The 24741-nt window shown below is 72.8% G+C and carries 27 protein-coding genes and 1 pseudogene; 6 read left to right on the top strand and 22 right to left on the bottom strand.

The genetic code is table 11. From position 1 onward, the window contains the following. Nucleotides 1–300 precede the first annotated feature (300 nt). A complete protein-coding gene (locus tag ACFC8N_RS39065; protein ID WP_362820982.1) occupies nucleotides 301–825 on the top strand; it encodes a hypothetical protein in 525 nt (174 codons plus the stop codon). A 124-nt stretch (nucleotides 826–949) separates the two neighbouring features. Further along, nucleotides 950–1393, top strand: coding sequence for a universal stress protein (locus ACFC8N_RS39070; RefSeq protein WP_376293855.1), 444 nt, complete (start codon nucleotides 950–952; stop codon nucleotides 1391–1393). Between the two features lie 34 nt (nucleotides 1394–1427). Here ACFC8N_RS39070 and ACFC8N_RS39075 read toward each other — a convergent pair whose 3' ends face one another. The 5 genes from ACFC8N_RS39075 to ACFC8N_RS39095 all read right to left on the bottom strand — a co-directional run bounded on the left by ACFC8N_RS39075 (nucleotide 1428) and on the right by ACFC8N_RS39095 (nucleotide 3720). Continuing rightward, nucleotides 1428–1661, bottom strand: coding sequence for a hypothetical protein (locus tag ACFC8N_RS39075; protein WP_376293857.1), 234 nt, complete (start codon nucleotides 1659–1661; stop codon nucleotides 1428–1430). A gap of 38 nt (nucleotides 1662–1699) precedes the next feature. Beyond that, entirely contained in the window at nucleotides 1700–2422 is a 723-nt protein-coding gene (locus ACFC8N_RS39080) for a hypothetical protein (protein ID WP_376293859.1), read from the bottom strand. A 107-nt stretch (nucleotides 2423–2529) separates the two neighbouring features. Continuing rightward, nucleotides 2530–2961, bottom strand: a complete 432-nt coding sequence (locus tag ACFC8N_RS39085) for a cation-transporting P-type ATPase (RefSeq protein ID WP_376293861.1) — start codon at nucleotides 2959–2961, stop codon at nucleotides 2530–2532. Further along, nucleotides 2951–3409 carry a CBS domain-containing protein gene (locus tag ACFC8N_RS39090; protein ID WP_356037508.1) on the bottom strand — a complete coding sequence of 153 codons (459 nt, stop codon included), beginning with the start codon at nucleotides 3407–3409 and terminating at the stop codon, nucleotides 2951–2953. Before ACFC8N_RS39090 ends, ACFC8N_RS39085 begins: the two co-directional genes overlap by 11 nt. 116 nt (nucleotides 3410–3525) lie before the next feature. Beyond that, complete coding sequence (locus tag ACFC8N_RS39095) at nucleotides 3526–3720, bottom strand: hypothetical protein (RefSeq protein WP_376293863.1); 195 nt, start codon at nucleotides 3718–3720, stop codon at nucleotides 3526–3528. A gap of 134 nt (nucleotides 3721–3854) precedes the next feature. On the opposite strand from ACFC8N_RS39095, the gene ACFC8N_RS39100 reads away from it, so the two are divergent. Beyond that, nucleotides 3855–4277 carry an Hsp20/alpha crystallin family protein gene (locus ACFC8N_RS39100; RefSeq protein ID WP_356037513.1) on the top strand — a complete coding sequence of 141 codons (423 nt, stop codon included), beginning with the start codon at nucleotides 3855–3857 and terminating at the stop codon, nucleotides 4275–4277. A gap of 64 nt (nucleotides 4278–4341) precedes the next feature. Here ACFC8N_RS39100 and ACFC8N_RS39105 read toward each other — a convergent pair whose 3' ends face one another. Genes ACFC8N_RS39105 through ACFC8N_RS39145 form a run of 9 tightly spaced genes read right to left on the bottom strand, consistent with a single transcriptional unit; the run spans nucleotide 4342 to nucleotide 12072 of the window. Continuing rightward, nucleotides 4342–4962, bottom strand: coding sequence for a V-type ATP synthase subunit D (locus ACFC8N_RS39105; protein ID WP_376293865.1), 621 nt, complete (start codon nucleotides 4960–4962; stop codon nucleotides 4342–4344). Further along, nucleotides 4959–6362 (bottom strand): V-type ATP synthase subunit B, encoded by a 1404-nt coding sequence (locus ACFC8N_RS39110; RefSeq protein WP_376293868.1) that lies wholly within the window; start codon nucleotides 6360–6362, stop codon nucleotides 4959–4961. Before ACFC8N_RS39110 ends, ACFC8N_RS39105 begins: the two co-directional genes overlap by 4 nt. Next, nucleotides 6359–8155: a V-type ATP synthase subunit A gene (locus ACFC8N_RS39115; RefSeq protein WP_376293871.1), complete on the bottom strand. Its 1797-nt coding sequence runs from the start codon at nucleotides 8153–8155 to the stop codon at nucleotides 6359–6361. The genes ACFC8N_RS39110 and ACFC8N_RS39115 overlap by 4 nt, the downstream gene beginning before the upstream one ends. Continuing rightward, nucleotides 8140–8649 (bottom strand): hypothetical protein, encoded by a 510-nt coding sequence (locus tag ACFC8N_RS39120; protein ID WP_376293873.1) that lies wholly within the window; start codon nucleotides 8647–8649, stop codon nucleotides 8140–8142. The genes ACFC8N_RS39115 and ACFC8N_RS39120 overlap by 16 nt, the downstream gene beginning before the upstream one ends. Beyond that, nucleotides 8649–8873, bottom strand: a complete 225-nt coding sequence (locus tag ACFC8N_RS39125; protein ID WP_362820989.1) for a hypothetical protein — start codon at nucleotides 8871–8873, stop codon at nucleotides 8649–8651. The genes ACFC8N_RS39120 and ACFC8N_RS39125 overlap by 1 nt, the downstream gene beginning before the upstream one ends. A gap of 2 nt (nucleotides 8874–8875) precedes the next feature. Then, complete coding sequence (locus ACFC8N_RS39130; RefSeq protein WP_356028823.1) at nucleotides 8876–9289, bottom strand: ATP synthase subunit C; 414 nt, start codon at nucleotides 9287–9289, stop codon at nucleotides 8876–8878. After that, nucleotides 9274–10716 (bottom strand): V-type ATPase 116kDa subunit family protein, encoded by a 1443-nt coding sequence (locus tag ACFC8N_RS39135; RefSeq protein WP_376293876.1) that lies wholly within the window; start codon nucleotides 10714–10716, stop codon nucleotides 9274–9276. The genes ACFC8N_RS39130 and ACFC8N_RS39135 overlap by 16 nt, the downstream gene beginning before the upstream one ends. Next, nucleotides 10703–11632, bottom strand: coding sequence for a hypothetical protein (locus ACFC8N_RS39140; RefSeq protein ID WP_376293879.1), 930 nt, complete (start codon nucleotides 11630–11632; stop codon nucleotides 10703–10705). The genes ACFC8N_RS39135 and ACFC8N_RS39140 overlap by 14 nt, the downstream gene beginning before the upstream one ends. Further along, nucleotides 11629–12072 carry a hypothetical protein gene (locus tag ACFC8N_RS39145; protein ID WP_376293882.1) on the bottom strand — a complete coding sequence of 148 codons (444 nt, stop codon included), beginning with the start codon at nucleotides 12070–12072 and terminating at the stop codon, nucleotides 11629–11631. The genes ACFC8N_RS39140 and ACFC8N_RS39145 overlap by 4 nt, the downstream gene beginning before the upstream one ends. A 166-nt stretch (nucleotides 12073–12238) precedes the next feature. On the opposite strand from ACFC8N_RS39145, the gene ACFC8N_RS39150 reads away from it, so the two are divergent. Continuing rightward, nucleotides 12239–13105 (top strand): CBS domain-containing protein, encoded by an 867-nt coding sequence (locus ACFC8N_RS39150; protein WP_376293884.1) that lies wholly within the window; start codon nucleotides 12239–12241, stop codon nucleotides 13103–13105. Between the two features lie 130 nt (nucleotides 13106–13235). Here the strand turns inward: ACFC8N_RS39150 and ACFC8N_RS39155 are convergent, their stop codons facing one another. Together ACFC8N_RS39155 and ACFC8N_RS39160 are read right to left on the bottom strand one after the other, a co-directional pair. Continuing rightward, nucleotides 13236–13910, bottom strand: a complete 675-nt coding sequence (locus ACFC8N_RS39155; protein ID WP_376293885.1) for a CBS domain-containing protein — start codon at nucleotides 13908–13910, stop codon at nucleotides 13236–13238. Between the two features lie 134 nt (nucleotides 13911–14044). Further along, the gene (locus ACFC8N_RS39160) at nucleotides 14045–15757 is read right to left on the bottom strand and encodes a SulP family inorganic anion transporter (RefSeq protein ID WP_376293887.1); all 1713 of its coding nucleotides are present in this window, start codon (nucleotides 15755–15757) and stop codon (nucleotides 14045–14047) included. 180 nt (nucleotides 15758–15937) lie between these two features. On the opposite strand from ACFC8N_RS39160, the gene ACFC8N_RS39165 reads away from it, so the two are divergent. Continuing rightward, a complete protein-coding gene (locus tag ACFC8N_RS39165; protein ID WP_356028809.1) occupies nucleotides 15938–16843 on the top strand; it encodes a universal stress protein in 906 nt (301 codons plus the stop codon). A gap of 26 nt (nucleotides 16844–16869) precedes the next feature. Further along, nucleotides 16870–17742: a universal stress protein gene (locus ACFC8N_RS39170; protein ID WP_362821101.1), complete on the top strand. Its 873-nt coding sequence runs from the start codon at nucleotides 16870–16872 to the stop codon at nucleotides 17740–17742. A gap of 91 nt (nucleotides 17743–17833) precedes the next feature. Here ACFC8N_RS39170 and ACFC8N_RS39175 read toward each other — a convergent pair whose 3' ends face one another. The 6 genes and pseudogenes from ACFC8N_RS39175 to ACFC8N_RS39200 all read right to left on the bottom strand — a co-directional run bounded on the left by ACFC8N_RS39175 (nucleotide 17834) and on the right by ACFC8N_RS39200 (nucleotide 24655). Then, on the bottom strand, nucleotides 17834–19012 hold the full coding sequence (locus ACFC8N_RS39175) for a site-2 protease family protein (RefSeq protein WP_356028806.1): 1179 nt from the start codon (nucleotides 19010–19012) through the stop codon (nucleotides 17834–17836). Nucleotides 19013–19351: 339 nt separating this feature from the next. Continuing rightward, nucleotides 19352–19540, bottom strand: a pseudogene (locus tag ACFC8N_RS39180) (hypothetical protein); the annotation flags it as partial. 214 nt (nucleotides 19541–19754) lie between these two features. Then, nucleotides 19755–20435 carry a CBS domain-containing protein gene (locus tag ACFC8N_RS39185; protein WP_356028801.1) on the bottom strand — a complete coding sequence of 227 codons (681 nt, stop codon included), beginning with the start codon at nucleotides 20433–20435 and terminating at the stop codon, nucleotides 19755–19757. After that, nucleotides 20432–20890, bottom strand: a complete 459-nt coding sequence (locus ACFC8N_RS39190) for a cyclic nucleotide-binding domain-containing protein (protein ID WP_356028798.1) — start codon at nucleotides 20888–20890, stop codon at nucleotides 20432–20434. Before ACFC8N_RS39190 ends, ACFC8N_RS39185 begins: the two co-directional genes overlap by 4 nt. Before the next feature lie 317 nt (nucleotides 20891–21207). Then, a complete protein-coding gene (locus ACFC8N_RS39195; RefSeq protein WP_376293890.1) occupies nucleotides 21208–21936 on the bottom strand; it encodes a CBS domain-containing protein in 729 nt (242 codons plus the stop codon). A 31-nt stretch (nucleotides 21937–21967) separates the two neighbouring features. Continuing rightward, complete coding sequence (locus tag ACFC8N_RS39200) at nucleotides 21968–24655, bottom strand: GNAT family N-acetyltransferase (RefSeq protein ID WP_376293893.1); 2688 nt, start codon at nucleotides 24653–24655, stop codon at nucleotides 21968–21970. Nucleotides 24656–24741 lie beyond the last annotated feature (86 nt).

Raw genomic sequence — 24741 nt, forward strand, 5'->3', positions numbered from 1 at the left:
TGCGGAGTCGGTGCGGCTGAGAACGAGAGGCACGGGTCGAGGCAGCCGCCGGCACACCCGCTGGACGGTGCCCCGTACCACCCGTCTCCTGGGGCCGAACGCCACTCACGAGGACCGTGGGGCCCTACCGGGCTGATCTGCGGCGCGGGACGGTGAAAGACGTACGGAACCGACGAATCAAGAGCGGAGGGCCGTGCTATGTCGACACCGGAACTCCCCGGCCACCAGCCCTCCTTCGGGTCGCCCGGCCAGGGAGCCCCGCATGGGCGTGACGGTGGCCGGAACCCCCTTGAACGGCCGGTGGACAGACTGGAACGCGGGCTTCGCGTCTTCCTGACGGCGCTCGCCCTGCTGGCCCTGCCGCCCGCGGTGTGGGGCGCCGGACAGGCGACTTACAGCCACCACATGCATGTACGACGGACACAGCTGGCCCGGCTGCATCCCGTCACCGCGCGCCTGCTGACGGACGCGCGGTCGGACAGCGACCGTCCCGGCGCGCAGTCGGGCTTCCACGCGCTCGTGCGATGGAGCGACCACAACGGCGCACACACGGGAGTGGCGCCGGTGCGGCCCTGGAGCCACCGGGGAGCCACCGCGGCCGTGTGGCTGGACGCTCGCGGCGTCATCGCCGCTCCGCCGGAGGGGCGGGATCTCGCGGCGACCGCCGGCGTGGCGGTGGGCTGTGGGACCGCGCTCGCGGTCGTCGCCGGCGCGTGCGGTACGCGGTGGGCCGTCGGACGGTGCTTCGCACGCCGCCGCGCGGCCCTGTGGACCCGCGAATGGGAACGCGTCGAGCCCGACTGGACGACGCGTCGTCGAAGCTGAGCGCGGCTCCGTGCGTCGTGCGCCCAGAGGCGTGAGTCTGGTGCTGCTGCCGCGCCTCGCGCAGCGTGGAGACGAAGGCGCGAACCGCCCGAGCGGCGTGAGAGCCGTGGGAGAGGTGAAACAGATGGACAAGGACGTCTCCGGACCGAAGGTCGTGGTCGGTGTCGACGGATCGCCGTCCTCGTACGCGGCGCTGCGCTGGGCCGTGCGCTACGCGGGCCTCGTCGGCGGCGCGGTGGACGCGGTCGCCGTGTGGGAGCTGCCGGGCCTGTACGGCTGGTCGGCGCCCGCCGTGGACATGGAAGTCGACGAAGACGAGACCAGGCAGAAGATGAGGCAGGAACTGGCCGACGTGCTCGGTGAGCACGCGGCGGACACCGTACGGACGCATGTGGTGCACGGCAACGCCGCCGACGTCCTGTTGCGGGCCTCCGAGGGCGCCGAGGTCCTGGTGGTCGGCAGCCGGGGCAGAGGCGGGTTCGCGCGGGCCCTGCTCGGTTCGGTCAGCCAGCATGTGTCGCAGCATGCGAACTGTCCGGTGGTGATCGTGCGCGCCGAGCCGTCCTGAGCCTTCCCCCGAGGCCCGAGCGAGCCCGGCGGAATCACTGGAAGGCAGCGTGGATCTCCTGCTCGGTGGCCTCGTGCGAGACGGGCAGGAGTTCGTCGCCCGGCACGAGCCTCACGTCGGGACTCGGCACCGCGGGACGTCCGGCGCGCACGACGGTGCCGACCGGCAGTGTGATCTCGCCCGGCGTGCGGCCCGCCGCCCGGGAGCCCTCGGTGATCGCGGTCTCGATGACCTCGACACCCGCCTTGCCCAGGCGCGGGAGCGCCACCGTGTCCGTGGCACCAGGGGCCTCCTCGATCGGGGAGATCAGCGGGGGCTGACGACGATCCCGGCCTGAAGCATGGTGATCGCCTCCCGGGCGCACATGCCGAGAGCGGACCGGCGACCCGCCGCCGGCCGACCGCCAGCACGCGCAGGCCCTGCCCGGCCATCCCGTCCCATGGCGTACGGGCCTCCTCGACCGCCGGATCCAGGCCCGCCTTCACGGCGGCCACCAGCAGGGCGCCCTCGGTGGTGTCGCCGAGCAGCCGCCACCCGTACAGGCCGGCCGGGGGGCACCGGCCGGGCGTTGCTGCACAGAGCCGCCGTCCGCAGTAGTTCCCGCACCGGTCCGGCGTCGGCGACCTTCCCGACGGGCGCGTACCCCCCGGACGCGGCGTGCGGCATACCGTTCGCCCACAGTTGTTTGACGAGCGGGTGCCGGCGGGCCATGCGGCGGACGGCGATGGCCAGGGAGACGGAGAGCGTGACCGGCAGGTCTTCGCGCACGAGCGCCACCATGGCACCGAGCGAGAAGACGAACGTGTCCGCGAGCGGCTGCCCGCTCGGCAGGCGCACCGCGAACAGGGCGGCCTCGGTGGCGAGCGCGACGCCCGCCACCCGGCGGGCCATGACCGCGGCCTGACGTTGCAGCGGGGTCTTCTGCCGGGGTGCCGCGGCGGTGAGCCGGAAGATCCGCCCGAACTCGGTGGCCGTCCTGGTGACACATACGACGGCCTTGCCCGTGCCCGCCACCACGTCCGTGCCCATGAACACGAAGTTGCGCGCCTGAAGCGATGGTCCCGTCGGCACCGGTCCGGCCACCCGGCGCGACGGCATCGCTCTCGCCCGTGAGCGCCGCGTCGATGACGGCGACCTCATGTGCCACGACCAGTCGGCAGATACCGCGTCTCCGGCCTCCAGGAGCACGAGATCACCGAGGAGCACCCGGTAAGTGTGCGGCACCGTCGCCTGCAGGGACTCGGCCGTACGCTCGGCGGAGTACTTCTGGGCGAAACGGATGCCGGCGCTGAGTGGGTGACCAGCCGCCGCCATCCGTGCCCGCGGCTTGCGTCGGGCAGTTCGTCGGGGCCGTATCGGGCTTGCCGTGCGGCGGCTTCGGCCGGGGTGAGACCACGCGGGCAACTGTCCAGAGCGGTGAAGACTTCTGGTACGGGCAGCGAGGGGACGGTCACAGCGGGGGCACCCGACGGGTCCCGCAGCGACCTGGCTGCCGGGACCGCGGCGTGTGTCGGTGGGCGGCTCTCGCGCAGCGTGGCCGTGGTCCGGCGGGCCGGATCAGGGCACATGCGGACCTCCGGACGCCGATGACGGCCCGGGTGGCTCTTGCAGCACGCTCCAGGCGACCGCTCCCAGGAGGTCACCCAGCCGCCGGAAGACGTCCAGGAAGAGGTCGTCGATCGTCAGCACGCCGACCACCCGGCGCCCGTCGAGAACCGGGAGGCGGCGCACCCCGGTGCTGCGGAACGCCCGGTAGGCCACCTGGAGGTCGTCGTCGGCATTGACTGTGATGACCTCGGTCGACATCACCGCGTCCACGTGTGTTTCCGGGGCCAGGCCGCCACCCATGCCGCGCAGGGCGAGGTCACGGTCGGTGACGATGCCGCGCAATGAGTCGTCCTCCACGACGAGGACGGAGCCGACGGCGCGGTCGGCCATCCGCCCGGTCACTTCCAGCAAGGAGACGTGCGGCGTGACGCACACCGGCGGGGTGGTCATCACCTCGGAGACCTTCATGCGACTCCTCCTCGTGGCCGGGCCCGGACCGCCCGGCTACGCCAGCGACCCGACGGACGGTCTCGGACGAGGTCCAGCACGCCGTCGACCGGTCGTGCCGCCCACCGCACGTTCGCCTATTCCAGCGGCTGGGAGATCGTCGCGGCGACCAGCCCGTCCGTGGCGGCCCGGAGCAGCACCCGCTCCAGCGCCTGCCCGGCAGGGCGATGCCCACGACCGGGCCCAGCGCGGGGCATGGTCACTTCGCGGAGATCGGTGGTCGTGGCGTCGGACATGACGATCGTCGCCGCGCGTGGTCGTCCCTCGGTCACCAGTCTCACCACGGGCGGACCGGGCGAAAGGGACTGGAGGGACCCAGGCATGGGCCGTTCGGCCTCAGCAACCGGGACGCGGGCGCGCTGGACTGGAGGTGTCGGCACGGCGACCACACCGAGGAGGTACCGCGATGGCCACACTGAAACGCGCGCAGAGGTTCCCGTTCCCGGACATCCCGGACTGGTTCGAGAACCTCCCCGCCCGGTTCGCGATGCCCACCATGGGCGAGCTGTACACCGTTCGCGTCGAGGATTACACGGAGGGCGACCGTTACGTGATGCGGGCGGAGCTTCCGGGCATGTCGCCCGAGAACATCGACGTCTTCATCAGCGACGGGGTGCTCACGGTCCAGGCCGAACGCACCGAGAAGGACGTGGCGAAGAACCACAGCGAGATCCGGTACGGCGTGATGAGCCGCAGCGTGACGCTGCCGCCCGGTGCCGACGAGGACGACGTCACGGCCGACTACGCCGACGGCATGCTCACGGTCAGCGTGGGCATGGGCGCCGAGAAGCCGTCGGCCAAGCACGTCGAGATCAAGCACAGCGGCTGACCGGAGCCGGCTGGGCACGGCGGGCCCGGTCACGGGCCCGCCGTCGGCGTGCGCTCGGCGGCCGTCACCCGCCTCCGTGTGTGGCGGCCCAGCGCCGTCGCACCGCTTCCTCGTGTTCGGCTTCTTCCAAGGCGAGTTCCACCGACGACAGCTCGCTCTCCAGCCGGGGGATCCAGTGGCGGCGCAGGGCGCGGACCCGCTGCCGGGTCCGTGCCGCTTCGGCGGCGAGCAGTTCGGCGGCCGCCTCGTGCGCGGCGTGCTCCGCGGCGGCGCCGACCGCAGCACGGTAGGCGTCCTCGGCGTGCGCCAGCGCCGTGTTGGCAGGTGTCGGCTCCGCGGCGGAGCGAACGGGGGCGGACCAGGCCATGGCCGCGGGATGGCGCACACCCATCAGTGCGTCCCAGCGGACCTCGACGGAGGCCCGGTCTTCGGGAACCGCCTCGGCCAGCGCTCGCTCACCGCCGAGCAGCACCCCACGCACCAGCCACACATCGGCCTCGGCCAGCCGTTCCCGCCATGCGCGGCCGGCTTCCTGCGCCGCCCGACGCTCCACGCGTTCCCGGTCCAGGAGCAGCCGGAGCTCGCGTTCCAGTAGATCCGCTCCGCGCAGCGCGGTGGCGAGGCTGCGGCGAAGCCGCAGTCGGCCGGCGCGTCCCGCCGGCGCCCGGCGTCCCCGCTCGCTCACGTCGGCTCCTTGTGGCGCGGCGGCACATGGGCGTCGATCAGCTCGGCGGGGATCATGCCGAGCTGGCCGGCAGGAAGGGTCGACAGCACCTCCCACGCCAGGTCCAGGGACTCGTCCAGCGACCGGTTCTCGTCCGGGCCCTGGGCGAGGAACCGGTGCCGGAACCCGTCCTCCAGGTCCAGAAAGCGCAGGTCGGTCGGACTGAGCGCGGGCTGTCCGATCAGGTCGGCGAGCTCCCGCACCTGCCGGGAGCAGGCCAGGGCGGCGATCAACTGCGCGGCGACGGAAGGGTGATCCGCACGGGTGCGCTCCGGCCCCGTTCCGTTGCGCATCAGCCGGGACAGAGAGGCCAGCGGGTCGACGGGGGGATACGTGCCGGAGGCGTGGACCTCGGCGGAGAGCACGATCTGCCCCTCTGTGATGTAGCCCGTGAGGTCCGGCACGGGGTGCGTGATGTCGCCCGCGGGCATGGTGAGTACGGGCAGGACAGTCACCGATCCGGGGCGGCCCCTGATCCTGCCGCAGCGTTCGTAGAGGGACGCGAGGTCGCTGTACAGGTAGCCGGGGTACGCCCGGCGCGCTGGTATCTCGCCGCGCGCTGCGGACACTTCGCGCAGCGCCTCCGCGTAGGCCGTCATGTCGGTCATCACGACCAGGACGTGGCGGCCCTCCGCGAAGGCGAGTTGCTCCGCGATGGTCAGCGCGAGCCGTGGGGTGAGCAACCGCTCGATCACCGGGTCGTCGGCCGTGTTGACGAGGAGGGCCAGTTCTCGTGCGGCGGAGCGGGCGGCCAGCCCGTCCTGCACGAACGCCGCGTCGGCGTGCGTGAGTCCCATGCCGGCGAACACGACGGCGAACGGCTCACCGCCGCACGTCGCCTGGGCCGCGATCTGCACCGCCAGCTCCAGATGCGGCAGACCGGCCGCCGAGAACACCGGCAGTTTCTGGCCCCGTACCAACGTGGTGAGCACGTCCACGACACCGACTCCGGTCAGCACCGGCTCGTTCGGCGGTTCCCGGCGCACCGGGTTGATCGGCGCGCCGCCGACCGGCGCGTAGACGTCGCCCAGCACCGGCGGCCCGCCGTCGGCCGGTTCGCCGCGCCCGTTGCACACCCGTCCCAGCCACCCGGTGCCCACCGGTACGCGCAGCGGCGTCCCGGCGAAGGCGATCCGCGTGCCGGCCCGGTCCATGCCGGCCGTGTCCTCCAGCACCTGCACCACGGCGAGGTCCCGGTCCACTTCGAGGACCAGCCCGTGCCGTCGTTCACCGGAGTCGAGCACGATCGCCGCGAACTCGTCCCAGCCCACCCCCCGCACGCCTTCAACGACCACGAGCGGCCCGCGCAGTTCCCGCACACCCGTGTACTCGACGCCGACCGCGTTGTCCGTGCCGCTCATGTCACCCCCTTGAGCCTGTCCAGCACGGTGTCCCGTGCGGCCGCCACCGGTGCCGTCTCGGCGGGGCCCGCGACCTCGCGGGCACGCTGGAGCGGGGTGAAGTCCACCGCCTCGACCGCGTCCGCCGGGACACCGGAGCCCACCAGTTCCACACAGCGGTCGATCACCGTCAGCGCGGCTTCCACGAGCGCGGCGGTCTTCTCGGGGGTGCTGTAGGCGTCGGCAGGTGACAGTGCGTTCTGCTGGATCACGGCCTCGCGCAGCAGCCGACCCGCGAGCACGCTGATCCGTTCCCGGGGCGGCAGCGCCGTGATGCCCACCAGTTCCACCAGGCCGGCCAGCCGGTCCGCCTCCGCCAACAGGTGCGCCACCCGCCCGCGCCGCTCGGCCCATTCAGGATCCCCGGCCCGGGCCTGCGAGGCGGTGAGCGTGGCCGCATCCCGGGAGAAGGAGTCCGCCCAGGAGACGGCGGGGTAGTGCCGTGCGTAGGCGAGGTCGCGGTCCAGGCTCCACAGGCACCGTACGAAGCGTTCGGTGTGCGCGGTGACCGGCTCGGTGCGGTCGCCACCCGGCGGGGACACGGCACCGATCACGGTGACGGAGCCGGTCGCACCGCCCAGGGTGCGCACAGTGGCGGCCCGCTCGTAGAACGCGGCCAGTTGGGAGGCGAGCCCCGCCGGATAGCCCTCCTCGGCAGGGAGTTCGCCCATCCTGGAGGCGAACTCGCGCAGTGCCTCCGCCCAGCGGGAGGTCGAATCGGCGATCAGGACGACGTCCAGGCCCATGTCGCGGAAGTACTCGGCGACCGTCGCGCCCGTGTGCACGCTCGCTTCGCGGGCCATCATCGGCATGTTCGAGGTGTTCGCGATGGTCACCGTGCGATCGGCCAGCCGTCCTCCTGTGCGGGGGTCGGTCAGTTCCGCCAACTCCGCTATGACGTCCGCCATTTCGTTGCCGCGCTCGCCGCAGCCGACGTAGACGATCACGTCGGCGTCGCACCACTTGGCGATCTGCTGCAACAGCATGGTCTTCCCGGTGCCGAAGCCGCCCGGCACGGCGACCGTACTGCCGTGGGCCACCGGGAAGAGGAGGTCGACGGCGCGCTGCCCCGTGTGCAACGGCAGCTCCGCGGCCAACCGTGCCGCCACCGGCCGCGGCCTGCGCACCGGCCAGAACCGCACCATCCCCACCTCGTGTCCGTCCACCACGGCGAGTACGGTCTCCGGGCGGTGATCGCCCGCTGCCGTGATCCTGTTCACCGTGCCCGAGAGGTCGGGAGGTACCAGGAGACGCAGAGGCACACTCGCCCCGATCTCCCCGAGTATGTCCCCGGCCGAGACCTGTGCCCCCTCGGCCACTCGGGGAGTGAACGGCCAAGTGCGCCCGTCCGGCGCGGTGTTCGGCCCGCTCATCAGGAAGTCACCGGCGCCGGCCAGGGGGCGCAGCAGACCGTCGAACACGCCGCCGAGCAGATCCGGGGCCAGCCGTACCGACAGCGGTCGTCTCTGGGGCTGCACGGGATGTCCGGGGGCCAGTCCGCCGGTGTACTCGTACGCCTGGACGGTAGCTGTGTCGCCCTGAATGGCGACCACTTCGCCCGGCACTTCGGCGGAGCCGAGCGTGACCAGCTCGTGCATGGCGACCGAGGCGGGGCAGACGATCTCCACAAGCGGGCCGGCGACCCGAAGGACTCGTGCGTGCGATGCGTCGTCTCTCCGCGAGGGCGCCGGTCCCGTGCCCGGGGGCCGTGCGTCTGCCCCGTGGCCGCGGCGTGTGGTCACGGCGGCGCCCACAGCGACTCGGCTCGCGCACCCAGCCGGTCCAGGGCGCGGTCGGCGAGGGCGTCCGCCGAAAGATCGACCCGGCGGCCGGGCACTTCGGCGGTCACCCCGCCCCCCGCGGCAACCGAGACCTGTGCGTGCGGGCCCACTACGGCTCGTGCCGTCTCGGCGAGCCGGGCCTGAGGTACGGCGTCCTCCGCCAGCGCCCGACGCACGCCGGCACGGACCGAGGCCCTCAGCTCCGCGTAGACCTCGGCTCGCGACGCGAGTTCCACCGCCCAGGCCTCCCGCACCGCTCGGACCCGTTCCCGCTCCGCTGCGGCGGCGCCGTCGCCCTCGCCGAGTTCCCGCGCCCGTGCCAGCACCTGCTCAGCCGTCGCGCGGGCGGTGCGCAGGGTCTCGTCCGCTTCGGCCCGCGCACGATCCCGGACGGCGTCGGCCGAGGCTCGTGCGGCGCGCAGCAACTGTGCGCGCACGGGGTCCAACGCGTCCACCGGCGCGGTCATCAGGGCATCACCACCGTCAGTGGCCGTGACGGGGCAGGGCCGATGGTCTCGGCCCCCAGCGCTTCGGCGGCCTCCGCCGTCAGAATCACGAGGCCGGCCGTGCTGGGAAGCCCTCGCCAAGCCTGTCGGACGGCCTCCGCATCCTCCGCGACGAGGACGTCGACTCCTGCCAGGGCCAGCCCGCACACGCTGGTCCATGCCCCGATGGCGGCCACGGTGCCCATCGTCAGGCCTTTCCGATCAGCAGGATCGCGACCACCAGCCCATACACGGCGATGCCCTCCGCCAGACCGACGATGACCATCGCACGACCGAACATCTCGGGTCGTTCGCTGAGCGCCGCCAGTGCCGCGGCACCCGTGTAGGCCACGGCGATGGCGGCCCCGATCGAGGCCCCGGCCACCGCGATGGCCGCCCCGATCAGCGCGGACCCGTTGACCCCGCCGGACGTGGCGGCCTGCGCCGACGCCCGCGCGGGGCTCGCCAGCGCCGTGGCCAGGAGGACACCGGCGCCGCCCAGCAGGGCCAGGTTCGTCGCCAGGAGCCAGCGGAAGGCATGTCTGGCCCGGCGCCACCGCAGGAGCCGGACGGAGCCGAGCACCGCGACCAGGACCGGCAGGACGATCAGCCAGGTGAGCATGGGATCACCTTCGCAGCGTGGTCGGCAGGCTCCGCCGGAGGAACGTGCCAGGGACGGAAGGGACGGCCCTCGGTGCCGAAGACCCGGGAGAAGAGCTCGTAGAACTCAAGCCGCAGGGCCTGCACACCGGCCACGAGGGCCTCCAGGCCGAACGAGACGGCCGTACCCACCGTGAACAGCAGCACGGCACCGGCGGTTGCCGCGGCGCCGCGCCCGGCCAGGCCTGTGGTGCCGCGCCACACGAGATCAGCGAGCGCCGCGTGGGTGAGGCCGAAGGCCGCGAGCCGGGCGAACGAGAGTGTGTTGGTACCTGTGCGTACGACGACGTCGAACAGCTGGACCGCCGTCTCGGCCCATCCCGCGCCGCCGCCCGCCGTGGCCCTGAACAGCCCGAGGGCCACCAGTGTCAGCCCGGCCAGGGCGACAGTGGCCCCGGCGAGGGCTGCAGACGGCCGGTGCAGGAGCAGGCCGGCCGCGACCGAGGCGAGCCCCAGGTAGAACAGCAGGCCAGCGCAGCCCGAGGCGGCGAACAGTGCTGCCCCCCAGCCGCTCTCACGGACACGGTTGGCCGCGCCGGCCGCATGCGCGCCAGCGAGCAGTGCGGCCCCGAGGACCACGGCGGCGGCCAGCAGGCGGGCCGGGTCGGTCAGCGGGCTCAGCCACAGCACCGGCAGCAGCCCGGTCGGGCCGAAGAACTCTCCATAGGCGGCGCCCGCGAGCATGGACGCGATGCCCGCGCCCGCCAGGAACGGCCACAGCCGCCTCAGCCGGGCCGCCCGACGGGGCCACCCGAGGCGGAGCCCGAGCGCGCCGACCACCAGCAGCGCCCCGTGCCCCACGTCGCCGAACATGATCCCGAACATCGCGACATAGGCGAGCCCCGCCGGCCACGTGGGGTCCAGGTCCGCGTATGCCGGTGTGCCGTACGTCGTCACCAACGGGGTCAAGGAGACGGACCTGCCCGGCCGCAGCAGCGTCGGCGGATCGGTGCCGCGAGGGAGCGGCAGCGGCAGCAGCGCGCCACCCGCGGCGGCCAGCCGGCCGGCGACGCGGGGTACTTCGGCGGCCGGACACCACCCGGCCAGCGCGGCCACCTCTCCGCGCCGTACCGCGCCTTCCGCGCGCTCCTCCAACTGGGCCTCCCCGGCCAGCAGTTCGACATCGCGACGCTCTTCGAGCAGGTCGAGGTCCGGTGCGGTGGCGGTCAGTGCGGCCGAAGCGGCGGGTTCGGCCCCGCCCGTCGTGGCCCGTCCGCGCAGCCGCCGCAGGCGCACCGCCGCCGCCCCCGGAACCGCCTCCTCGACGCGGTCCAGTTCCACGCAACCGGTCTCGGCGATCCGCACCAGGGCGGCACGCAGAGCCTCCTGTGGCACGATCACCGCCACCCGACGCATCCGGACCGGCGTCATCGCCTCAGACCAGGGCATCGAACGCCTCCCCGAGCCGTCCTCCCCGGACCGCCGACTCCAGAGCCGCCCGCACCAGCCACGCGTCCACGGAGAGCACCGCGACCGCGCCGACGACCACTCGGGGTCCGTACCGGCCGTCGCGCAGCATGGCCGCGCCGTCGGCGCCCATGGTCCGCCACCAGCGGGCCTCGGCCTTCCACAGCGCGGCCGGCTCCGGCACGTCCGCCAGGACCCAACCGGCCGCGGCGGGGAGACGCTCACGGAACTGCTGATACGAGGCGGCGGTCGCCGCCCGCGCCCCGAGGAGCCGTGCCGCGTCACGCCGCGCGGGTCCCGGCAGGGAGCGCTGATGTACGAACAGTTCACGGGCCGTCAGCAACGCCGCGCGCCCCTGGGCCCAGCGGCGTGCGGGCGGTACGGCGACGGCGGTGCGCCTCGCGGCGGCCATGCGCATGCCCGTGACCAAGGCCCAGGACGTGTCACCACCCGGATCGCCCCAGGGCGAGGAGGCGAGCGCGGCCCTCAGTTCCGCTGGTGTCCCGGCGCGCTCCAGAATCCGCCAGGCAGTCTCCAGCGCCCCGAGCCGGTACGGCTCCGGGGCCTCCGCGCGGTAGCCGTTCAGCGCGGGCAGCTGGGAGGACACGTTGGCGATCTCGAATCCGGCGGCCAGCGGAACGAGCAGGCGGGCACCGCCCCGGGGCAGCCAGCCGGCCAGCACCCGCAGATGCCACAGCAGCGTGGCGGTCACCGTGTGCTGGGCCTCGGGCAGGCCGACCGCCGTCCGTGAGTACCGCGCGTAGGGCGTCGCCGCCAGGCTTCGCAGAGCGTCGTCGAGCGTGTGACAAGCCGCGATCTCCCGTGCTCCGGCTGCGCCGGGGTACCGGCCGACGAGAGCCTTGGCCCGCACCGCCCCGGCGACCCACCCGGCGCTCACGGCGCCTCATCCGCGCCCCGGCCGCCGGCCAGGCGCAGCGCGTCGGCTACCGCACGGTCCACCAGATCCGGCATCCGCTGCCCGGCTCGTGCCCTGACCGCCGCAGCGGCCCGTTCTCCGGCGGCGCGTACGGCGTCTGCTTCCGTCCGGGCTTCGCGGAGGCCGGGTTCCGCGGCCCGGCGGCGGACCTCGGGAGCACCTTCCTGAGCGGCCGCGACGATGCGTGCCGCCTCGCGTGCGGCATCCTGCCGCACGGTCTCGGCCGCCTCGTCCGCCGCGGCCCGGATCCGTGCCGCCTCCCGCTGCGCGTCCGTCAGCTGCGCGAGGGCGGGCTCCAGTTCGGCGGCGCGTTCCGCCGTACGGTCGGCGGGTACGCCGGTGGCGGACGCACCTGGTGTCCCCACCGGACGGAACCGCTCCAAGAAGTCCCGCAGGCTCATCGGCGGCCTCCCGCGGTCGGCTGCTCCTTCAGTTTCGCCGTTTCCGCCCCCCTTCGCACCGGATGGGGCCGTCACGCCGTGCCACCAGGGCCGTTCGGCTCTTGGCAGGGGTGGCAGGAGAGCAAGACTGGGACGGTAGGCGATGCGACGGAGCCGGGAGGCCGCCGTGAACAAGCACGAGAACTTCGCCGCGGAGGCAGCGGCCCGACGAGCCCTGCCCTCCCGCCGCTGGAGCCCCGGCGAGACGGCGCGGCAGGACATGCTGATCCGCTACCTGGGCGCCGTGGCCGCAGCCGCGGCCGCACAAGCACGCGCCGAGGGGCAGGCCCCGGCAGAAGCTGCCGCCCGCCCGGCGCCGGCGGCCGGACCGCCCCCGCAACCGCCGCCCGAAGCAGGGATCCCCTTGGTGCGGGACGTGATGGACGTGCCCGCCGCCTCCGTGCCCGACGACCTGCCGTACCGCGAGGTCGCCCGCCTGCTGGCTCGCGAGCAGGTCGGGGCCGCCCCCGTCGTGGACGCCGGGGACCATGTGGTCGGCGTCGTCTCGGAGTCCGATCTGCTCGCGAAGGTCGCCTTCGAGGCCTCCGGCCACCGGGTCGGACGTATCGGCAGGCTGCGTGAGCGACGGCTGGAAGGCAAGGCCCGCGGCGAGACGGCGGCCGACCTGATGACGAGCCCCGCGATCACGGTGCTTCCCGGTGCGACCGTCGCCGAGGCCGCCTGGCTTGCCGCACTGTCCCGGCTGAAGAGGCTTCCGGTCACCGACCGCGAGGGGCGTCTGGTCGGGGTCGTGCGCCGTAATGCGCTGCTGCAGGCCCTCATCAGGGACGACGCTGGAATCCGCGCGGAGGTCGAGGCCAGGATCGAGGCCTGCTGTCCGCCGGGCGACCGGGAGGCCGTGGCGGTGGCCGTGCACGACGGCATCGTGGAGCTGGCGGGCCGGATGCCTCCGGCCGGTTCGGCGCGGCTGGTGGCGGAGGTGGAGAACATCGCCGACGTCGTCGAGGTGAAGAACCTTCTTACCGCCGCCTGACCTCTGCCGCTGTCTGTTCCGTGCCCGGATGGGGTCCTGCTCACCGAAGGTGCGTAGGTCGGTCATGCCGACCCCTCGTCCCGGGGGGACGTACAGCCTGCGGACGATCACCAGCCGCCGGCTCCGCACACTAGGGTCGACCGGCCCCACTCACCCCACGGTCGTCGCGCGCCAGGTCGAACTGAACGTCCACGACGCCCTCGACGGCCCGCACCAAACGCGCGGCCACCGGGACCAGGGCGCTGTCACGGACGCGGCCCGTCAGGAGGACGACACCGTCGTGCACCTCCACCTGCACGGCCGAGGACGACAAGGGGAAGAGGTACGACACGATTTCGCGACGGACCTCCTCGGCGATGTCCTCGTCGTCGCGCAGGAACACCTTGAGCAGGTCGGCCCGGCTGACGACGCCCGCCAGCAGACCTCCCTCGTCCACCACGGGCAGCCTCTTGACCCCCGCTCGCGCCATGGTGCGCGCGGCCTCGGCGAGGGTGGCGCCGGCCCGGACCGTGACAGCGGGGGAGGACATGAGGTCGCCCGCGGTCAGGGCGTCGGCCTTCGCCATGTCGACGGGCTGACGCAGCTGCAGGTAGCCCGCATCGGGGTCGTCCCGGAGTTCCTCCTTGGTCAGCAGATCGGCCTCGGACACCACACCGACCACCCGTCCCTCGCCCTCGATCACGGGGAGAGCGCTGACCTGCCGGTCCTGCATGAGCTGCGCCACCTCCTTGAAGAGAGCCCGTCGGCCGACGGCGGCGACCGTCTGGGTCATGACGTCGCTGACGATGTGCGCGGTGCCGTACATGATCTCTCCATGAACTCTGCGTCGGTGCTGCCATCACCAGCCTGTGCCGGTGCGGGAGCGGCGGCCAGGGGCCATCCGACCCCGGCGAGCCCCGCGACTGTGCGACGTCCGGCCGGACCGGACGTGGGCGGCGGTCAGTGGTCGCGGCACCACGTCCGGTACGCGGCCACCGCTGTCGGCATGGTCGGGAAAATGCGCTCGGCGCCGACGGACTCCGCGAGGCCGTACGCCTCCAGGTCGTCCAGCAGGTCCTGCTTGACGCGGGCGAGAGCGAACACGATGCCGCGGCCCGTGAGGTCGCGGCGCAGGGCGTCCACGGCGTCCAGCGCCGTGATGTCCACCTCGACATTGGCCTCGGTGTTCAGGACGAACCAGCGAACCGGCTCGGTCTGTTCGTCGACGGCGGCCAGCGCCCGGCGGTGGAAGTCCTGCGCGTTGGCGAAGAACAGGGGCGAGTCGTAGCGGTACACCAGCAGGCCGGGGATCGTGCGCGCCTGCGGATAGTCGTCGACGTCGTGCATGCCGGCCACCCCGGGCACCAGCCCCTCGATCGCGTCGTGCGGCCGGGCCACCCGGGTCAGCAACTCGGCGACCGACAGGCCGACCGCGACGAGCACGCCGTAGAGGATGTCCAGGGCCAGCACGCCCGCGAGGCAGCCCAGGGCGAGGAGCAGCTCGCGGCGGCGCAACGACGCGAGTCGGCGGAAGCCGACGAGGTCGATCATGCGCGCGGCGGCATAGACGACGAGTGCCCCGAGGACAGCCGCCGGGGTGCGGGTCAGCAGCGGGCTGAGGAACAGCAGCACCGCCAGGACGACCGCACCGGCGACCAGCGAGTACGCCTGGCTGCGAGCGCCCGCGGAAGAAGCGAGCGCGGTGCGGCTGGCGCTGCTGCTGACAGGGAAGCCGTGCAGCACGCCGGCGCCCAGGTTGGCCGCGCCCAGGGCCAGGAACTCGCGGTTGGCATCGAGCGTGCCCGTCGCACCGCCGGGATCCGAGAACGCCCGGGCGGTGAGGATGAAGTCGGTGTACGCGACGAGCAGCACGCCGAGGGCGGGCAGCACCAGGCGCGGCACCACGGTCAGGTCGGGGAGGGCCAGGGACGGAACACCGGACGGCACCGTACCGATCACCTCGACGCCGTACCGGTGGTCGAGGTCGAGGGCGACGACGACCGCCGTACCGAGAATCACGGCGATCAGGGGCCCGGGAAGCCCGGGGACGAAGCGGGCCACGGCCACGAGAAACCCCAGCGCGATGGCGGAGAGAATCAGGGTCGCGGGGTGAACCTGCGACAGGTGAGTGAAGAACGACCACAGCTGCGGAAAGAACGCCGAGCTGTTGGTCCGTACGCCCGTGAGCCGCGGCAACTGGTCCACCGCCATGATCAGCGCCACGCCCGCGAGATAGCCGATCAGGACCGGGCGCGAGAGCAGATCCGCGAGAAAGCCCAGCCGGACCGTCCGGGCCGCCAGACACAACATCCCCACCGTGACGGCGAGGCCCGCCGCCAGCGAGGCGTAGCGACCGGGAGCGCCGTCGGCGAGCGGTCCGACCACCGTGGCCGTCATCAGCGCTGTCGTGGACTCAGGGCCGACGGACAGCAGACGCGAGGAGCCGAACAGCGCGTACATCCCCAGCGCCGGAAGGATCGCCCAGAGCCCGGCGACCGGCGGCAGGCCGGCGACGCCCGCGTAGGCCATGACCTGCGGCACGAGGTAAGCGGCCACCGTCACGCCCGCGATCAGGTCGCCTCTGAGCCGGCCCCGTGGGCGGACGAACAGCGCGCCGAGCCGGGGCATCAGGCAGGCCCTCCCCGGCAACCGTCTGCCCGGGCCCTCGGTCATGCGCTCGCCCTCCGCCGTTCGCTCCCAGGATCCACCGTCGCACGGAGCTCGCAAGCCGCCGCCTCCACGCCTTCCTCGCCCCGTAGGTCGATCGGTCCTGTTCAGGGTCGTCCGGCCCATGACCCGAGCCGCGACCACGTCGTCACGCTGGAACCGAATCCTCGCCGGGAGGTGGAGACCATGTCCCGTACCGTCACCGTCGGTCTCGACGGATCGCCCGAGAGCCGGGCCGCCGTCGAGTGGGCGACGCGCGAAGCGCTGCTGCGCGGCCTGCCGTTGAAGATCGTGCATGTTCAGGAGCCGCTGCCCAGGCACGTGGCCCAGGCCCCGCCGCTGGGTTCCGAGACCCACCGGCGCTGGAGCGAGCAGCTGCCGGTCCAGGCAGCGGAAGGCGTCCGTCTCCAGCACCCGGGCATCGAGGTGAGCACCGAGCAGCTCACCGGAACCGTGGCCGACATCCTGTGCGAGGCGGCTGGTTTCGCCGATCTGCTGGTGCTGGGCTCGCGCGGCTTCGGCGGCATGGGCGGGTTCCTGGTCGGCTCGGTGAGCCTGGCCGTCGTGGCGCGCGCGGAACGGCCGGTGGTGCTGGTGCGGGCCGGGGAACAGGCCGCCGACGAGCACGGGACGGACCCTGCGGGCATGCTGTCCGCTGCGACGCCCTTCCGGCCCGTCGTCCTCGGCCTCGACATCGATCACCCGGACGACACGCTGCTGGAATTCGCCTTCGACGCCGCAGCGCGCAGGGAAGCGCCTCTACGCGCCGTGCATGTCTGGCCCGAGCCGCCCACCTCCTTCTACCGCTTTCCGGGCGACGCCGAGCTCTACGACTCGCTGGAGCGGGAGCATGCAGCAGCCCTGACCGACGCCCTGCGCCCCTGGCGGCAGAAGTTCCAGGGCGTCGAAGTGATCGAGGCGAGCCGGTGCGGCAGCGCCGCGCAGGTCCTCGTCAACGCCGCCCGAGACGCCTCCCTGGCCGTCGTCGGCCGCCGTATCCGCACCGGTTCCTTCGGCGCCCACATCGGCCATGTCACCCATGCCGCCCTGCACCACATCACCGCCCCCGTCGCCGTCGTCGCGCACGGCTGACGCATTCCGCAAGGCACGTGAGCAGGATGAACCTCCCGATCGTGGTGGGCGTCGACGGTTCTGAGCCGAGCCTGAGAGCGGTGGACCGGGCGGCCGACGAGGCCGCCCTGCGCGGGGCGGGGCTCCGACTGGTGTACGCGTCTTTGTGGGAGCGCTATGAGGGCGGGCTCTTCGCACACGACGTGGACAAGCCGTCGGAGGATGTGACGGGGGAGGACATCGTCGCCACCGCCGAGAGCCGGGCCCGTCGTCGCCAGCCGGGAGTGCGGGTCACCACCGACCTGCCTGCTGAGGCCCCGGAGTACGCGCTCGTGCGGGAGAGCCGGACGGCCCTCGCGGTGGTCGTGGGCTGCCGTGGCCGCAGCAGCGTGACGGAGGCGCTGCTGGGCTCCGTCAGCGTCATGGTGGCGGCGCACGCGCACTGCCCGGTGTTCGTGGTGCGCGGCAGCCACGACACTCAGGCCCGTTCGAGGGCACGCGGTCGAATCGTCGTGGGGGTCGGTGAGAAGCCGACGGGCTCCGCCGCCGTGCGGTTCGCCACCGAGGAGGCCCTGCTGCACGGGGTGCCGCTGGAGGCCGTACGGGCCTGGCGCCGGCCCGTACACGCGACCACCGGTCAGCCGCTGATCAGCGGCGAACCGGCCCACCTGTACGAGCAACAGGCCACGGAGGCGCTGGAAGAGGCGCTGCGTGACCTACCGGAGGGCTTGCCGGTACAACGACGCACGGTCGAGGCCCACGCCCGTGACGCCCTCGTGGCCGCCTCCCGCGAGGCCGATCTGTTGGTGGTCGGCGCACGCCGCCGCCACGGTCACCTCGGGCTGCAACTCGGCCGTGTCGCCCACGGGGTGCTGCACCATGCCGCGTGCCCGGTGGCCGTCGTACCGGAGCCTGACTGATGCCAAAGCTTCAATGCCGGTCAGCCGGTCACCCCGATGCCGCCACGGGGAACCGGCATGGTGGGACCGGTGGGTGGCACCGAGCAGGCCATCACGTCTCCTTCGAATATCTGCCGGTGCCGTGCGGCCACCGGTCCTGGGCTCTGGCGGACGGGGCCGGCCAGGTCAGGGCACGGGTGATGTCGGCGATGGTGAGGATGCCGACCAGCCGGCCCTCGTCGAGGACCAACGCCCGGCGTACAGGGCTTGTCTGCAGGCGGGGGAGCAGGTCGAGGACGGGCTCGCCGGGTTGGGCCGTGACGATGTCGGCGAGGGGACACATCACGTCGTGGACCCTCGTGTTCGTGCGGGCCTCGGGTGGGGTCGCGTCGACGCGCCGCAGGGTCAGCACACCGGTCACCGAGCCGTCCGCCGCCAGCACGGGGAACGCGGAGTGGCGGTACGGGCCGAAGGGCCCCTCCGCGAGGAGGTCGGCGAGGGTCGCCGTGGCCGGCACGGTGACAGGGTCCGCGGTCATGACCCGGCAGACCGGGACACCGGCCAGCACGCTGCGCATCTCGGCCTGACGGGCCTCGGCGGTGGCCGCACCGATGAGGAACCAGCCGATCAGGGCGGGCCACAGGCCGGACAAGTCGTGCCTGAACAGGACGGCCGCGAATCCGGTCACCACCATGAGCCAGCCCAGTGCCCGGCCCGTCGCCGAGGCACCGCGAGTGGCTCGCAGCCGGTCGCCGGTGCGGTGCCACACATACGCGCGCAGCAGCCGTCCCCCGTCCAGCGGGGCGGCGGGCAGTGCGTTGAACACGGCCAGCAGAACGTTGATCGCGGCCAGCCAGACGAATGCCTCGACCACGAGCCCGGACGCATGAAGCGCGTCCAGCCCCAGGGCGACTCCGCCGAGCACGCCTCCGGCCAGCAGGCTCGTGAGCGGACCCACTCCGGCGATGCGCACTTCCGCGGCCGGTGTCGGTGCCTCACCGAGCAGACGGGCGGCACCACCCAGCATCCACAGGGTGATGCCGTCGACCTGAACGCCGTTGCGGCGTGCGACCACCGCGTGCGCCAGTTCGTGCGCGAGCAATGAACCGAGGAAGACGACCGCGGTCAACAGAGCGAGCGCCCAGTACACGACGGCGGAGTGGCCGGGGTGGGCAACGGGAAACCGCCCGCGCGCCAGGGCGACCGTCACGAGGGCGACGATGACCAGCACACTCCAGTGCAGTCCCACCCGCACTCCGCCGATCCGGCCGAGGGACAGGGTCTCGTTCATGATTCCTCGCCTCACCCTCTGAGCGGAGCCTCGCCCGCCATGGGCGGCGCCGCTCGCGGTGCCACGAAGCAGGTTCGTGGTGCCCTCATCGTCCGGCGGCAGTTGTCCTTCGGGCAGGGGCCGATCGGCTCGCAGAGGCGACTTCCGGCCCAGAGCAACTGCTGCCGGAGCACCGCGGAGGGGATGAACGACAGGGCCTGTGTCACCCGTGGCTACCGGCGCCTCAGCAGTCCCGCCCCCGATCCCGTCGCGCCATACGACGCCGGTCACGTCCTGCTCCTAGGAGGCCTCACGCCAGGGCTACGCCGGTCGTCTCACCGGCCTCGGCCAGGATCCGGGTATCCGGGTCATCTCTTCGCGGGTGAGGCGGAGTTCCCCGACGGCGCCCACGTGTGGTACCACGATCTCCGCCCGTGCCGAGCCCCCGGCGCGTGTGCGCTCGGCCACCGCTTCGGTGATCGCCTGTACCCGCACGAGCCCGGGCACCACGATCCCGAGCCGTACGCCGCGCAGGCCGGGCATCGAGTTCCTGCGGCGTTGCTCGCCGAGGCCCTGACCGACATCGCCCGGCACGCGCATGCCGATCGTGCCGAGGAGGTCCTCACGACAGACGGCCGCGAGGTGTCGCCCACGGCCTCGGACGACGGCGTAGGCATCCGGGACGGTGGCAGCCCTGACGGCTCACTCCGGTCGTCCGGGTTCCGGCTTCTCCCCGCGGGTTCTGATTCACCGGTGAACAGTGCTATCCGTCGGCTGCCGTGAGCCGACAGTCCACGCCCACCACGCCCTCGACACCCCGCACCATGCGGACGGCGAGCGGAATGCGTGCGGCGTCCGGAACTCGTCCGGTCAGGGTCGCGAAACCGTCGGTGACCATGATGTGCACCGGCTCGACCGGAGCTGGGAAGAGGCGGTCGACAACCTCGCGCCGGATCTCGTCGGCGAGGTCGTCGTCCGGGCGCAGGAACACCTTGAGCAGGTCCCCGCGGCTGACGACGCCTTCGAGGACACCTACGGCGTTCACGACAGGCAGCCGTTTCACGTGTCGCAGAGCCATGATGCGCGCAGCCTCCGCGAGCGTGGTGTCGGAGTGCACGGTGACCGCAGGCGCGCTCATCAGTTCCTCTGCGGACGCCGCTCCGGCCTTGGCCAGGTCGGACATGCGGCGCATCTGGGTGGAGCGATCCGGCTCGCTGTCCCGGAACTCCTCCTTGGGCAGCAGATCGGCCTCGGAGACCACTCCGATCACCCGGCCGTCGCCTTCGAGGACGGGCAGGGCACTGACCTGCCACTGTTCCATGCGCACGACGATGTCCTTGAACAGCGCCTCGCGGCCCACCGCGACGACCTCACGCGTCATCACGTCACTCACCCGGTGCGGGCTGCCCCGCGTGAAGTCCTCCTCACGAGGCCGGGCGGTCATGTCAGGTCACCGCTGCCGTAGGGGGCGTAGAGATCGAGCAACCGGATCCGGGAGGCGTGCAGCCGCTGGGCGACCGCCTGTCCGACCCAGACCGCGATCGCCCGGCCGAATCCGGGGTCCTCGGCGCATATGGTTCGCACGGTCTCGGCATTGAACTCCCACGCCCGCACGGGGCTCATGGCCTCGGCACCCAGGTGCCAGGAGTACGGCGGGAAGTGCCAGGACCAGCCGACCAGTTCGCCATGGCCGAGCGACTCGACGACAGCGGAACGGCGGCCGGGCACGTGCAGGTCGAGGGCGACGGTGCCGGTGCGGATGATCCAGAAGCGGTCGGCACGCAGGCCCTCCTCGAACAGGCGGGTACCGGCATCGAACGAGACCTCGCGGGCGAGACGCATCAGGCGGTCGCGGTGCTCGACCGACAGGGCCGCGGTCATGGTGGTGGCGGAGGTCATCACACCGGCTCCCTTCAGGTTCTCTGTTCCCAGCGTGAGCCCGGCCGGCCCGCGCCACCACGGGCCGCTCGGATCCGCCCAGGGCCCTTCGGCCCATGCCGGCACGCGTCTGGAGGGAGAGACACCATGAGCGTCTCCCCGCGCATCTCGGTCATCGCGGTCGGCGACCCGTCCCGGCACGAGGCCGGTGTCGGCCGGACCGTACTCTCCCGCCTTCGCGCGCGGGCTCCGGAGAAGCCCTGCCCGCCTGGCACCGTCCTTGCGGGCAGTGTGCCCACACCCGAGTCGCCCCGGTCGCGTCCACCGTCTCCGGCATCTCACGGGTTGCGCAGCCAGTCGTCGGCCACACCGCGCACGGCGGGTCCGGAGGACCGCGCATGCCGGTCGTCGAAGCGGTAGGTGAGGTGGTCGACCACGTCGACGACCCCGTCCAGCCGACGGCTCATGGCGACCGCCACACCGGCATCGGTGCGGCGTTCCAGCCGGCCGGTGAGGGTGACCACACCGTCGTACACCTCGACCTGGACGGTGTCCGGGCCGAGCCACAGCGCGTCGGCCAGCACCTCGCTCCGCACGGCCTGCCGGATCTCTTCGTCGGAGCGGACGAAGACCTGGAGCAGATCTCGGCGGGTGACGATGCCGACGAGCCGGTCCTCCTCGTCGACCACGGGCAGTCGCTCGATGCCGTGCAGCGTCATCAACCGGGCGGCCTCTCGGAGAGTCGCCTGCGCGCGCACCGTCACGGCGGGCGCCGACATCAGCCCCCCGGCCGTACGCGCACGCATCCTGGCGGAGTTCTTCCGGGCGCCACGGCGCAGCCGGTGCACCCGCGCGCCGAGACGGCCGCTCGGCTCCAAGGGGTGTGCCTGGCGCTGCATCAGGTCGGTCTCGGAGACGACACCGATGACCTTGTCGTCCTCGTCGATCACCGGCAGCCCGCTGATGCGGTGCTCGTGCAGGAGACGTACGACGTCCTTGAACGGAGTGCCGTACCCGACCGTGACGACATCGTCGGTCATGACGGGGCCGATCTTCGTGGGTTTCATGGCGGACCTCCTCCGGAAGTCTGTGATCCCGTCAGCGCAGCCGACGCAGATACGGGTCGTGTTCCTGGCGGGGAACGAGGCGGATGCGGGCGTCGAGCGTCGTGATCCCGTGCGGCCCGGCCAGCACCGGGTTGAGATCGGCGTCCGCCAGCTGGGGCAGGTCCGTGGCCATCCGTGACAGACGGTGCAGCAGCTGTTCCAGATCGCCGAGGTCGGCGGCGGGACTGCCGGCGTACCCGAACAGCAGTGGGGAGCAGCGAGGCGAGGTCAGCAGGTCGTGGGCGTCGAGCTCGGTCAGCGGGGCCAGCCGGGCCGCGTGGTCGGCGAGCAACTCCGTTGCCGTACCGCCGAGCCCGAACACGACGAGCGGTCCGAAGACCTCGTCCCTGACGATCCCGGCGAACAGCTCGGTGCCGCGCTCGGCGAGCGGCTGGACGACCACACCGGTCAACCGGTCGCCGAACCGAGTGACCAGATCCCTGTGTGCGGCCCTGACCTGGGAGGGGCTCTGCAGGTCCAGGTGGAGGGCACGCTGCTCGCTCTTGTGCAGCAAGCCCGGCCAATAGGCCTTCATCACGACCCGCCCATCGGGACCCGCGAGCCGTCCGGCCGCGACGACGGCCTCGTCCTCGTCGCGCGCCCATGCCCACGGGATCTGCGGGATGCTGTAGCAGGTGAGAAGTGCCGCGGTCGTCTGCGGATCGAGCCAGCCCCCCTCCGGGGCGTCGTCCAGGCAGGCGGCGACGATCTCACGTGCGCGAGCGGTCTCCACGTCCGGCATTTCCGGGACCGGGCTGGGCAGCCGAGAGAGCCACTTCGTGCGGGCGGCGGCGTGGGCCAGGGCGCGGGCGGCATCCTCGGCGTCCGAGTACGCGGGAATCGTGGCCGCGCCGACGGTCGGCAGCAGCTCGCGACGAGCCGCCTGAGTGGGCCGTACCGCGAGAACCGGGCGGGGGAGCCGCTCCGGGCTCTGCGTCAGCGCGTGGACGAGGTCCTCGCCGGTGGTTTCGGCGAGGGCCGTCGGGACCAGCGTGACGAGGACCGCGTCGACGGCCCCATGCCTGGCCAGGAGACCGACGCACGCATGCAGTTGCTCCTCGCCGACCACCGCGGTCACGTCCACGGGGTTGGTGGCGGTGGCGCCGTCCGGCAGCAGATCGAGAAGCTCGTCCACCAGGTCGGCGGCGAGCGTCGGGACGTCGAGTCCGGCTTCTGAGCAAGCGTCGGCTGCGAGGACGCCCACCCCGGCGGCGTTGCTCACGACGGCGACCCTGGTGCCCGTGGGCAGGGGCTGCGCATGCAGCAGGGCGGCGGTGTCGAGAAGTTCGCCGATGGTTCGGGTGGCGGTGATGCCGGCCTGGGCGAACAGGACCTGCCGGGTCATGGTCGGGGTGGCCGCCGCCGCGGTGTGCGAGGCCGCGCCGCGCCGTCCGGCCTCGGACCTGCCCGCGTCGACGGTGAGCACCGGCATGGAGCGGGCCACCCGGCGCGCGGTACGCGAGAAGGCGCGCGGGTTGCCGAAGGACTCCAGGTGCAGCAGCGCCATGTCGGTGCGCCCGTCGCTCTCCCACCACTGGAGCATGTCGTTGCCGCTGACGTCGTACTTGTCGCCGAGCGACACGAAACTCGAAACGCCGATGCCGAGCCGGGAGAGCCCCTCCAGCAGGGCGATGCCCACACCGCCGGACTGTACGGCGACCCCTGCGGTGCCGGGACCAGGGCGACGCGCGGCGAAGATCGCGTCGAGACGGACGTCCGCCTCGGTGTTGGCCAGCCCCAGACAGTTCGGGCCGACGAGCCGCATACCGTGCCGCCGGCATGCCTGGATGAGGGCACCGGACTGATGCCGGTCCAGGCCCGCGGACACCACCAGCAGAGCTCTCACGCCCGCCTTCCCGCACTCCTCGGCCACCTCGGGAACGGCTGCGGCTGGCACGGCGATCACGGCCAGGTCGGCCACTTGTGGCAGGTCGGCGACGGACCGGTAGGCGTGCACTCCCGCGATCGCACCGGCGTCCGGGTGTACGGCGAACACCGGCCCGGCGTAGTGACCGGTGCGCAGGTTCCGCAGGATCGCCCGCCCCACGGAGCCGGGCCTGCGACCGGCGCCGATCACCACGGCGGCTCTCGGCCGCAGCAGCGGCTGCATGCTGACGACGTCGGCGACCCGTCCCCGGGCCTCGACGGCGTCCAAGTACGTGTTGCCCTCGGCGAGTTCGACTGTGCAGTGCACCTCGGGACCGTCGAAGCGACGGGTGACGAGCAGCCCCAGATCGTGGAAGACCTTCAGCACCTCGTGGTTCTCGGACAAGGCGTCCGCGGTGAACGCCGTCACACCCGCCGTACGCGCCGCGTCCGCCAGGTGCTCCAGCAACAGGGTGGCCACACCCCGGTGATGCCAGCCGTCGGCGACGGCCAGCGCGACCTCGGCGGTGCTGCCCGCTGGCAGAACCTCGTATTCGGCCAGGCCGACCAGACGTCCCTCGTACTCGGCGGCCAGCGCGCGGTAAGCGGGCCGTACTCCCTCGGCCACCCGATCTGCGGCCTTCCGGGCGGCGGCCGGGCTGACGGAGAAGAACCGCAGCCGCAGGTTCTCCGGCGACATCTCCTCGTACAGCCGCAGCACGTCTTCGCGGTCCGCCGGACCCGCCTGCCGTATCCGCACGGTGGTGCCGTCGCTCAGCAGCGCGTGCGCCGGGGCTTCCTGGATGCCGGTCATCGCGAGATCTCCCTCCGCGCTTCCCCCTTCAGCGTCGGGCGCGTGCTCCCTGGGCCACAGGGGCTGAGAGGGCAAGCGCCCGGGCC

Source organism: Streptomyces sp. NPDC055966, from assembly GCF_042269865.1.
In the GTDB taxonomy this organism is placed as follows: Bacteria; Actinomycetota; Actinomycetes; order Streptomycetales; family Streptomycetaceae; genus Streptomyces.